An 11289-nucleotide genomic window follows, 5' to 3' on the forward strand; every position below is an offset into this window, starting at 1 on the left:
AGTTTATTCCTCGTCAGTTGACTTTGTTGGTCGTTTCCAACCAGCAAGTTGTTTTTGTTTTACTCGGCTTACGACCAATTCATTCTCATTCACATTATTGGTAACCGTTGTTCCTGCTGCAATAGTTGCCCCTTTACCCACTTTTACAGGTGCAATTAATTGCGTATCAGAACCGACAAACACATCATCCTCAATAATGGTTTTAAATTTATTGGCACCGTCATAATTACAGGTGATGGTGCCTGCACCAATGTTGACGTTACTACCAATTTCACTATCGCCAAGATAGCTTAAGTGTCCGGCTTTGCTGGCTTGGCCTAGATGTGTCTTTTTTAGTTCAACAAAGTTGCCGACATGAGCTTGTTCATCAAGTTGTGAACCCGGTCGTAAGCGGGCGAATGGCCCGATAGTACATTGTTTAGCGATGGTTGAATCTTCAATAATGCTATATGGACTGATACTTGAATCATCATCAATTGTACAATTTTTCAAAATACAACCTGCACCAATAAATACGTTATTACCTAATTTGACATTGCCTTCAATAATTACATTACAATCAATCGTAACATCTTTACCGTGCGATAGAGATCCTCGTAAGTCAAAACGAGTTGGGTCAAGCAATGTTACGCCTGCTAATAATAAATTTTGTGTTTGTTGATGTTGATATTGTCGTTCTAATGTTGCCAATTGCAGGCGATTATTGACGCCTTCAACTTCAAATTGTTGTATAGGTTGTGATGTTTTAATGTTATAACCATCTTGATAAGCAAAGGCAATGATATCCGTTAAGTAATACTCTTTTTGTGCATTATCATTGCTTAAACGAGACAACCAATCTTTGAGTAATTTACCAGTAACAAGCATAATACCTGTGTTAATTTCTTTGATTTTTTGTTGCTCAAGAGAGGCATCTTTCTGTTCAACAATGGCGATAACTTTGCCCTTTTTTCGTTCAATTCGTCCATACCCTGTTGGGTCATCTAACGTTACTGTTAATAATGCAATACCGTGCTCTGTTTTGCTAGCGATTAAATTTTTTAATGTTTCAACCGAAATTAATGGCGTATCCCCATAAAGAATCAAAATATCTTCGTCATCTTGAATATAAGTGCTAGCCTGTTGAACTGCATGCCCTGTGCCAAGTTGTTCTGCTTGATAGATAAGTTCGACATGTTGATCTTTAAGTGCAATTTCGAGCTGCGATTTACCATGACCATAAACAATATTAGTGCGATTTATATTAAGTTGTTGCACGGTATCAATAACATGTTGTAACATCGGCTTACCACCGATTTTGTGTAATACTTTTGGCTGCTCGGAATACATCCGTGTGCCTTTTCCTGCTGCTAAAATAATTGCACTAAGTTTTGTTGGTGAAATCGCCATAATCAGTTCCAGTCCAGTTAAATAAGTTAACTACTATAATCAAAGTCTTCTATGAAATCACCCCCAGTTCGTTAATTTTTATAATAAAAAAAGTAAAATTGATTTATGATAAGCCATTATCAAATAAGGTTTTATATTATGAATACAACAAAAAAGGTTTTATTACTTTACACAACTCATGAAAAACAAACACTTAAGATCATGCAACGTATTAAAACACAGTTAGACGATAAATGTTACTGCGATGTTATTGAACTTTTAGCTGATAGCAAAATCGAGCTTTCAAACTATGATGCCGTATTGTTGGGAAGTTCCATTCGCTATGGATTTTATAGTAAATTAATGAAAAAATTTATTGATGAACATTATCAACAATTAAATAATATGAAGTCAGGATTTTTTGGTGTAAATGTCGTAGCAAGAAAGCCACATAAAAATACACCAGAAACCAACTTATATACCAAAAAATTTCTAGCTAAAATAGCATGGAAACCCACTTTTACCGCTGTTTTTGCAGGTGCTCTTTATTATCCTCAATATAACTGGTTTGATCGTAATATGATCCGTTTTATTATGTGGCTAGGTAAAGGTGATACCGATGTGACAAAACCGATTATTGAATATACAGATTGGGCAAAGGTAGATGAGTTTGCTAAAAAATTTAATACTTAAACTCATCGCTTCATGAAATTTTTTTAAACTTATCAAGTGCTCAAGTTCTTTTTAAGAAACTTTGTGATATAGATCAACATTTCGACTAAAAAGGTGTACAATATCGCGCCTAAAGAATTTATCTCCTAATTGGGATTTTAATTGTGATTGAAAATTTAAGAAATATAGCCATTATTGCTCACGTTGACCATGGTAAAACAACCTTGGTTGACAAGTTATTAAAACAGTCAGGTACGTTAGATAATCTGCGTGGTGATGATAATGAACGCATAATGGATTCAAATGCGCTTGAAAAAGAGCGTGGTATTACCATTTTAGCTAAAAATACTGCGATTGATTGGAATGGTTACCGAATTAATATTGTTGACACCCCAGGACATGCTGATTTTGGTGGTGAAGTTGAACGTGTTATGTCGATGGTTGACTCTGTGCTATTACTTGTTGATGCAATGGACGGACCAATGCCTCAAACCCGTTTTGTAACGCAAAAAGCTTTTGCCTATGGTTTAAAACCGATTGTGGTTATCAATAAAGTTGACCGTCCAGGAGCTCGCCCTGATTGGGTAGTTGATCAAGTATTTGATCTATTTGTTAATTTAGGAGCAACTGATGAACAGTTAGATTTCCCTATCGTTTATGCTTCTGCTTTAATGGGCATAGCTGGTGAAGATCACGAAAATATGGCTGAAGATATGACGCCATTATTTGAAGCGATTGTTAAGCATGTTGAGCCACCAAAAGTTGATTTAGATGGTCCATTCCAAATGCAAATTTCACAGCTTGATTATAATAATTATGTTGGAGTTATTGGTATTGGTCGAATTAAACGTGGTCGTGTTAAACCAAATCAACAAGTGACTATTGTCGATAGTGAAGGTAACAAACGTACAGGCAAAGTAGGGCAAGTACTAGGTCATTTAGGTTTACAACGTTATGAAGCCGAAGTTGCCGAAGCGGGTGATATTATTGCTCTAACAGGTCTTGGCGAACTCGGGATTTCTGATACGATTTGCGATAATAGCTGCGTTGAAGCATTACCAGCGTTAACTGTTGATGAACCAACAGTAACCATGTTTTTTAATGTTAATAGCTCTCCATTTGCAGGTAAAGAAGGTAAATATGTCACTTCTCGCCAAATTCTTGAGCGTTTAAATAAAGAACTTGTACATAATGTTGCGTTGCGTGTTGAAGAAACCCCAGACCCCGACGCCTTTAGAGTATCAGGCCGTGGTGAATTACATTTATCAGTACTGATCGAAAATATGCGTCGTGAAGGTTATGAATTAGGCGTATCTCGTCCTAAAGTTATTTTTAGAGAAGTTGACGGTAAAAAACAAGAGCCATTCGAACAAGTTACCCTTGATATTGAAGAACAACATCAAGGTTCAGTGATGGAAGCACTTGGTTTACGCAAAGGTGATCTAACCAACATGTTACCAGATGGTAAAGGTCGTGTGCGTTTAGATTATGTCATACCAAGCCGTGGTCTTATCGGTTTTAGAACTGAATTTATGACAATGACTTCAGGTACTGGTTTACTTTATTCTACATTTAGTCATTATGATGATGTTCGTCCAGGTGAAATTGGTCAGCGTAATAATGGTGTTATGATTTCAAACGGTACTGGTAAAGCATTGGCTTATGCTCTGTATGGTTTACAAGATCGTGGTAAATTATTCCTTGGTCATGGTGCGGAAGTGTATGAAGGTCAAATCATTGGTATTCATACTCGTTCAAACGATTTAACTGTTAACTGTTTAACGGGGAAAAAATTAACCAATATGCGAGCATCAGGTACTGATGAGGCAACAACACTTTCACCACCAATTAAAATGTCATTAGAACAAGCACTAGAGTTTATTGATGATGACGAATTAGTGGAAGTTACACCATTATCTATCCGTTTACGTAAACGTCATTTAACTGAAAATGATCGTAAACGTGCGTTTAGAAGTGGTAATAAAGACTAATTATTATTAGTTCTATCTTAATATGAAAACCTCGCTATTTAGCGAGGTTTTTTTTGGCTTTTACTCTAGCAATGGCGTCGGCGATAGACTGTTTCCTGTCGACCGATGTGCTAGCTTTATTTGCCACTGGTGTGGTACGAGGAAACAAAATTGTTGGTGGCACCAATTGGTTGTGATTTAACCGCTGTTGTTTTTTCTCAGTTAGCGCTAACTCTTCTGATTCACTTAATACAGTACCTAATGTGCTTAATGTAATACAGTCTGTTGGACAGGTATTAATACAATTACTGCACGAAGTGCATAGCGGTGGCAAAATAGTGTGTAATACTTGCTTACTGCCCACTATAGCATCGGTTGGGCAAACACGAATGCATTTGCCACAACCAATACAGTTCTCTTCATCAATAAACGCTTTATATTCTTGTTTAGTTTGCATAATCACTTCTTGCATTAACTTAAACCTACAATATTACCATCCTTGTCAATATCAATATGCCTATAAGCAGGATTAGTACCAAGCCCCGGCATCGTCATGACATTTCCAGCGTAAACACGAATAAAGCCAGCCCCAGCTGAAATAGCCAAATGACTGATATCAACGTCAAAATTAGTGGGTACATTTTTTAAGTTAGCATCAGCACTGATTGACATTGGAGTTTTAGCAATACAAAGAGGAAGATGATCAAGTTTCAATGCTTCAATTTCTTTGATGTTTTCTAACGCTTTTGGCGATAAATTGGCTTTATTAGCACCGTATTTTTTTACCATAGTTTGAATTTTATCAGCGAGTGGCATATTGTCTGGATAAGGTAATTTAATTTCACTTGGCATTTCACACGCTTTAATAACATGCTGTGCTAATTTTTCAGCGCCTTTACCGCCTTGAGTAAAGACTTCACTTACTTCACAAGCAAAGGCACCATGTTTAACTGCATATTGTTGTAAAAATGCTAGTTCTTCCTCACTGTCGTGTGGAAAGCGATTAATAGCGACGATCACTTGTAAGCCATAACTTTTTGCATTATTAATATGCCATGCCAAATTAGTTGCACCAATCTCAAGTAATTCAACGTTGGATTCTGAAATTTCTTTCGGAATAGCTTGCCCTGGTTTGATATTATACTTTCCGCTATTGGATTTTAGACTTCGCACCGTTGCAACCAATACCACACATGACGCTTTGATACCAGCTTGACGGTATTTAATATTAAAGAATTTTTCCATCCCCATATCCGATCCAAATCCTGCTTCGGTCACAACATAATCGGCAAGTTGTAAAGCAATACGATCAGCAATGACAGATGAATTACCATGGGCAATATTAGCAAAAGGACCAGCATGAATTAATACAGGTGTATGTTCAACGGTTTGCATTAAGTTAGGGTTTATAGCATTTTTAAGTAATACCGTCATAGCGCCTGCAACTTCAAGTTGTTCTGCGGTAATAGCTTCGCCTTGCGTGTTATAAGCAAGAATAATACGACCAATACGAGTACGCATATCGTGTAAATCTGAAGCTAAGGCTAAAATTGCCATGAGTTCTGATGCTGCGGTAATTTCAAATCCATCTTGGCGTTCAACACCATTAACGCCACCACCCACACCGACAGTTATTTTACGAAGTGCACGATCATTATGGTCAATCACACGTTTCCAAACAATGCGATTAACATCAATATTTAAACGAGGTAAACCTGTTTGGGCGGTAAATTCATCACCTAGACGCTCTTCATGATAAAGGCGTGAATCTAATGCGGCCGATGCCAAATCATGAGCAGCAGTAATTGCGTGAATATCACCGGTTAAATGTAAATTTAATGTTTCCATCGGTAATACTTCAGCTTGCCCACCACCAGCAGCGCCACCTTTAACACCAAAAACCGGACCAAGGCTTGGTTGACGAATACAAGCAATTGCTGTTTTACCGATATAATTTAAGCCCTCACTTAGCCCAATAGTATTAACGGTTTTCCCTTCGCCAAGCGGTGTTGGTGTGATAGCGGTAACTAAAACTAGTTTACCATTAGATTTATTTTGATTGGTTTTGATAATGGATAAATCGATTTTAGCGACATGCTTGCCATAAGGTAATACAAACTCATCTGGAATATTGTATTGTTTAGCGATTTCGGTAATTGGGCGTAAAGACATATTTATTCTCATTTAACAATAGATTGGGAGATTAGTATAAATAATTTAAATTGCCGAATAAAGCGACAATTTAATCTTTATTAATTTTCGGCACAATCTACAATTATCTTGTTATAATAAACGGATTTCATTCAATCAAAGGATAATAGTTAAATGAATTGGTTTTCACAGTATTCACTTTTTTTAGCTGAAACAACAACAGTCGTTATTGCTATTTTAGCTGTGCTCATTTTTATATTAAGCCAACGCCGAAAATCTACAACAGCGACAGGGCGCTTATCAGTTAAAGATATTAGCCAAGAATATGAACAAGTCAAAGATGACATGTTGATGTCAAGCATGGACGAGCTAGAAGCTAAACTGTTTATGAAAGATCTTAAAAAACAGAAAAAGCTAGAAAAAAAACAGGCAAAATTAGCAGCGAAACAAAAAAAGAAACAAGCTAAAAATCAACAAAATTCTGACCAGCAAATAGCGCCAGATACATCATCAAAGCCTGCAGAAAGTAAAACCAATCAACAAGTCAAACCTAAATTGTTTGTATTATCTTTTAATGGCAGTATGGATGCTCATGAAGTTGAAGAATTACGCCAAGAAATCACTGCTGTATTAGCCGTGATTAAACCAGAAGACAATGTTGTTGTTAAACTTGAAAGTCCCGGTGGTGTGGTTCACGGTTACGGACTGGCGGCATCGCAATTATTACGGTTTAGACAACGTAACATTCCTTTCACTGCAGTGGTTGATAAAGTTGCTGCCAGTGGTGGTTATATGATGGCATGTACCGCACATAAAATTGTGGCAGCACCGTTTGCTATTGTGGGTTCAATTGGCGTTGTTGCGCAAATCCCTAACTTTAATCGCTTACTTAAAAAACATGATGTTGATATTGAGCTACAAACAGCAGGTGAGTATAAACGCACATTGACAATGTTTGGAGAAAACACAGATGAAGGTCGTCAAAAATTCAAACAAGAACTTGAAGAAACGCATCTTCTGTTTAAAGATTTTGTGAAAGAGTATAGACCAAATGTTGATATTGAACAAGTTGCTACAGGTGAACACTGGTTTGCAACACAAGCCAAAGACAAAGGCTTAGTCGATGAAATTAGTACGAGCGATGACTTTATTCTGTCTCACTTAGAAACACATAAAATTATTTCTGTTAGCTATCAACGTAAGCAAAAACTATCAGAAAGAATTTCTAAAAATGTAATAAAAAATGTTGAAAGATTATTCTTTAGACAAGAAAAAGGGCTGTAGACAGCCCTTTTTATTATGTTATGTATAAAACTCTATGAATAAATCATAACTTTTATTGAAATTCTTAAGCATTTTATCCCACTTTTTAACAATGATATTAATCGTTAAAACTGAATATCTATTCTTTAGTTTGCGGTTTAACATGTAAAAGTATTCATAATTCTTTATGAATATTATTTAAATCCCAAATATATCTTTTCAAATTCATTAAATCACAAATCATTGCGCTTAAGGACAATTATTATGTTTCAATGGCTTTCACAATGGATTTTAGATGGGCTTAAACACTCACCAGAAATTCTTTTATTTCTATCTTTAAGTTTAGGGTATTTAATTGGCGCTATTCGAATTGGAAAATTCCAACTTGGTGGCGTTGCGGGTTCATTACTTGTTGCTGTTGCATTAAGTGTTTTTGGTGTGACCATTGACGCTGGTGTTAAAGCTGTACTTTTTGCTCTCTTTATTTATGCTGTTGGTTTTGAAAGTGGTCCTCAGTTCTTTCGTTCGCTAGGGGTTAAAACCTTACGCGAAATCTTTTTAGCACTCTTTATTGCTGTTGCGGGGTTAATCACCGTTGTTATATTGTCTAAGTTATTTAATTTAGACAAAGGACTTGCTGCTGGTTTAGCGGCAGGCGGATTAACGCAATCGGCCATCATGGGTACCGCATCTGATGCATTAAGTCAACTTGGCTTAAGTGCAGAGGAGTTAAGTAAAATGCAGGCAAATGTCACCATTGGCTATGCTGTTACTTACATCTTTGGTTCGCTTGGTGCCATTATTGTGTGTGTTAACATTCTACCTAAAATAATGGGGAGTGATATTGGCGATGATGCAATGAAAGCACAAGCCGAACAACTTCATGGTTCACTTTTATTAGGTAGCAATCAAAATTTAGCTTTATCGGACGTTACAGGTCGTTTGTATCGTATCACCAATAAAATCAATCAAACTGTCGAACATCTTGAAAAGACAATTAACGGGATTAGTATTGAACGTATCAAACGTGGCAATAAAATAATTGAAGCAACGCCAGAAACTTTACTCAAATCGAAAGATATCATTCTGGTTGTTGGTCACCGTGATGCCATGATTAGCGCGAGTGATCTACTTGGCGAAGAAATTAACTCAGCATCAGGTATGGATGTTGTGATGAGCACCCAAGATGTCGAAATGCGTAACACTCGTTACGTTGGGCAAAACCTATCTGACGTTTTATCATCTGACGAAGTGATGAAATTGAAACACGGTATCTATTTAATTGCGATACATCGTGATGGCATGCTTTTACCACTTAATAACGATATTAACTTAAAACTTGGTGATGTTATCACTGTTTATGGTAGCGCAGGTGATCTTAAACGTGTTGTTGATAAAATCGGGGCACCGATCGCCAAAAGTGATAAAACTGATTGGATATTTCATGGGTTAGGACTTGTTGTTGGTTTAATTATTGGCTTAATTGTGATTCGTGTCAGCAATATTCCAATTACTTTAGGTGCTGGTGGTGGTGCGCTTTTATCGGGTTTATTATTTGGTTGGTATCGCTCACTTCATCAAACTGTCGGTAATATTCCAACAGGTGCTGTGCAGTTATTAAAAGATTTTGGTTTGGCTGGTTTTGTTGCTGTCGTTGGTTTAAGTTCAGGACTACAAGCAATTCATACTATCCAAGAACAAGGCTTATCTTTGTTTTTAATTGGTGTTGTTGTAACGTTATTGCCAATGCTACTTGCGATTTATTTTGGTAAATATGTACTTGGTTATAAAAATGCCGCGGTATTTGCTGGTGCTTTAGCCGGTGCGCGTAGCGCTAACCCTGCTTTTGGTGAAGTACTTAACAAAGCAGGCAACTCAACACCAACTAACTCTTTCGCTATTACCTATGCCCTTGCTAATGTCTTCCTAACATTATTAGGGCCATTGGTTGTTGCTTTCGTTTAATTGAAATATACATGATAAAGGATACAAATTATGAAAAACAAAACAGAATATGCAAAATATGCCAATTTAAGTCCTTTTGAACTTAAAGATAGCTTAATTGAGTTAGCACAAAGTCATGCTGATCGCGCTATGCTAAATGCAGGTCGTGGTAATCCAAACTTTCTTGCCACATGGCCACGTCAAGCCTTTTTCCAACTAGGTGTTTTTGCGACTCAAGAATCCGAAATGTCATTTTCATATTTAAATGAAGGTGTTGGTGGCATGCCTATCAAAGCGGGTTTAACAGGACGCTTTGAACATTTTGTCCGCCAAAACTATCACACTCCTGGCGTGGCATTTTTAGGAAAAGCATTTTCTTATATTCGCGATCAACTTGGACTTGATGAAAATGCCTTTCTACAAGAAATGGTCGAAGGTATTTTAGGGTGTAATTACCCCGTACCAGATAGAATGCTACACTTTAGCGAAGATGTCGTAAAATCCTATGTTTTACAACAAATGGGGGCTCAATATTTAGATCGCGATGATATTGACCTCTTTGCTGTTGAAGGTGGCACAGCAGCCATGGCTTATATTTTTAATTCAATGAAAGAAAACGGATTAATTGAAAAGGGCGATAAAATTGCTATTGGAGCGCCAATATTCACGCCTTATCTTGAAATTCCTGAACTTAACGATTACCAACTTGTTGAAGTGTTAATCAATTCTGATCCTAACTTAAATTGGCAATATCCTGAATCAGAACTACGAAAATTAGAAGATCCATCAATCAAAGCCTTTTTCGTTGTTAACCCATCAAACCCACCATCAGTTAAAATTGATGATAAAAGCTTAAAAATCATAGCCGACATTGTCAAAAAACGTCCTGAATTAATTATTCTAACTGATGATGTTTATGGTACATTTGCTGATGATTTCCAATCCCTATTTGCGATCTGCCCAAAAAATACCATCTTAGTTTATTCATTTTCGAAATATTTTGGAGCAACAGGTTGGCGTTTAGGTGTTATTGCAACGGCACGTGATAATGTCATAGACAACACCATTAAAGCACTACCAAACAAAACTAAACAGATCTTAAACAAACGCTATAGCTCAATTGTTACTGATCCTGAAAATCTAAAATTTATCGATCGTTTAGTGGCTGATAGCCGTGCGGTTGCTTTAAACCATACTGCAGGGCTTTCAACTCCGCAACAAGTACAGATGGTATTATTTGCCTTATGCGAAATGATGGATAGCGATCAAAGTTATAAAAACGCATTAAAATCATTAATCCGTCGCCGTGCAGCATCACTTTATCAACATTTAGGTATGCAACATAAAACGGATGAAAACAGCGTAGACTACTACACATTAGTTGACTTAGAGCATATTTGCCGAGAGTTATATGACGACAAATTCGCAAAATGGATCCTAAAAAATAAAAATCCATCTGAAATGCTATTTAGAATTGCCGACGAAGCGGGTGTAGTGCTATTACCAGGTAAAGGATTTGCCGTACAACACCCATCAGCCCGAGCATCGTTAGCGAATTTAAATGAATACCAATATGCCGCAATTGGCTTATCAATGCGCAAATTGGCCGAGGAATATTACGCAGAATATAAAGCAAAAAACAAATAACTAAATAGTTATACTAATAACCCACACAAAACCCTAGATAATCTAGGGTTTTTATTTACCAAATAAAACATGACTTCGTTATTTATAATAAAATCCAACAAAAGCCTTATAAAAATTGGTCAGGAAAGGCATTGATTTTATTCAAGTTTTTATTTTTCAAAAATAAAGCCATTTATCGAATAAAAATCACTGTCTTGGCAGGCAACTCGATCAGCGGCTTTAACGAATTATGCATTGTCGTCCATTTACTTGCAATAACAAACGGGTTTGCTAT

General features: G+C 36.6%; 8 protein-coding genes. 5 read left to right on the forward strand and 3 right to left on the reverse strand.

All coding sequences use genetic code 11. The features are described from left to right. Positions 1 to 3: 3 nt before the first annotated feature. Positions 4 to 1383 carry a bifunctional UDP-N-acetylglucosamine diphosphorylase/glucosamine-1-phosphate N-acetyltransferase GlmU gene (gene glmU, locus GQ589_RS00725; protein ID WP_160424024.1) on the reverse strand — a complete coding sequence of 460 codons (1380 nt, stop codon included), beginning with the start codon at positions 1381 to 1383 and terminating at the stop codon, positions 4 to 6. Between the two features lie 144 nt (positions 1384 to 1527). Here glmU and hemG point away from each other — a divergent pair, with 144 nt between their 5' ends. Next, positions 1528 to 2061: a menaquinone-dependent protoporphyrinogen IX dehydrogenase gene (hemG, locus tag GQ589_RS00730; RefSeq protein ID WP_160400180.1), complete on the forward strand. Its 534-nt coding sequence runs from the start codon at positions 1528 to 1530 to the stop codon at positions 2059 to 2061. 143 nt (positions 2062 to 2204) lie between these two features. Further along, positions 2205 to 4031 (forward strand): ribosome-dependent GTPase TypA, encoded by a 1827-nt coding sequence (gene typA / locus GQ589_RS00735; protein WP_160400179.1) that lies wholly within the window; start codon positions 2205 to 2207, stop codon positions 4029 to 4031. A gap of 34 nt (positions 4032 to 4065) precedes the next feature. On the opposite strand, the gene GQ589_RS00740 is transcribed toward typA, so the two are convergent. Then, entirely contained in the window at positions 4066 to 4482 is a 417-nt protein-coding gene (locus tag GQ589_RS00740) for an RnfABCDGE type electron transport complex subunit B (protein ID WP_160423935.1), read from the reverse strand. Beyond that, a complete protein-coding gene (locus tag GQ589_RS00745) occupies positions 4482 to 6194 on the reverse strand; it encodes a formate--tetrahydrofolate ligase (protein ID WP_160423938.1) in 1713 nt (570 codons plus the stop codon). Before GQ589_RS00745 ends, GQ589_RS00740 begins: the two co-directional genes overlap by 1 nt. A gap of 141 nt (positions 6195 to 6335) precedes the next feature. Here GQ589_RS00745 and sohB point away from each other — a divergent pair, with 141 nt between their 5' ends. The 3 genes from sohB (at position 6336) to GQ589_RS00760 (ending at position 11015) form a co-directional block, all read left to right on the forward strand. Next, complete coding sequence (sohB, locus tag GQ589_RS00750) at positions 6336 to 7445, forward strand: protease SohB (protein WP_160423940.1); 1110 nt, start codon at positions 6336 to 6338, stop codon at positions 7443 to 7445. 243 nt (positions 7446 to 7688) lie between these two features. Continuing rightward, positions 7689 to 9389 carry an aspartate-alanine antiporter gene (gene aspT, locus GQ589_RS00755; protein ID WP_160423942.1) on the forward strand — a complete coding sequence of 567 codons (1701 nt, stop codon included), beginning with the start codon at positions 7689 to 7691 and terminating at the stop codon, positions 9387 to 9389. Positions 9390 to 9419: 30 nt separating this feature from the next. Next, on the forward strand, positions 9420 to 11015 hold the full coding sequence (locus GQ589_RS00760) for a bifunctional aspartate transaminase/aspartate 4-decarboxylase (protein WP_160411162.1): 1596 nt from the start codon (positions 9420 to 9422) through the stop codon (positions 11013 to 11015). The last annotated feature ends 274 nt before the right edge of the window (positions 11016 to 11289 follow it).

The organism is Gilliamella sp. Pas-s27, assembly GCF_009795865.1.
Lineage (GTDB): Bacteria > Pseudomonadota > Gammaproteobacteria > Enterobacterales > Orbaceae > Gilliamella.

What these genes read in the sequence shown, in the direction of transcription:
- hemG (WP_160400180.1), top strand. Translation starts at nt 1,528, where the DNA reads ATGAATACAACAAAAAAGGTTTTATTACTTTACACAACTCATGAAAAA.
- GQ589_RS00740 (WP_160423935.1), bottom strand. Translation starts at nt 4,482, where the DNA reads ATGCAAGAAGTGATTATGCAAACTAAACAAGAATATAAAGCGTTTATT.
- GQ589_RS00745 (WP_160423938.1), bottom strand. Translation starts at nt 6,194, where the DNA reads ATGAGAATAAATATGTCTTTACGCCCAATTACCGAAATCGCTAAACAA.
- sohB (WP_160423940.1), top strand. Translation starts at nt 6,336, where the DNA reads ATGAATTGGTTTTCACAGTATTCACTTTTTTTAGCTGAAACAACAACA.
- aspT (WP_160423942.1), top strand. Translation starts at nt 7,689, where the DNA reads ATGTTTCAATGGCTTTCACAATGGATTTTAGATGGGCTTAAACACTCA.
- GQ589_RS00760 (WP_160411162.1), top strand. Translation starts at nt 9,420, where the DNA reads ATGAAAAACAAAACAGAATATGCAAAATATGCCAATTTAAGTCCTTTT.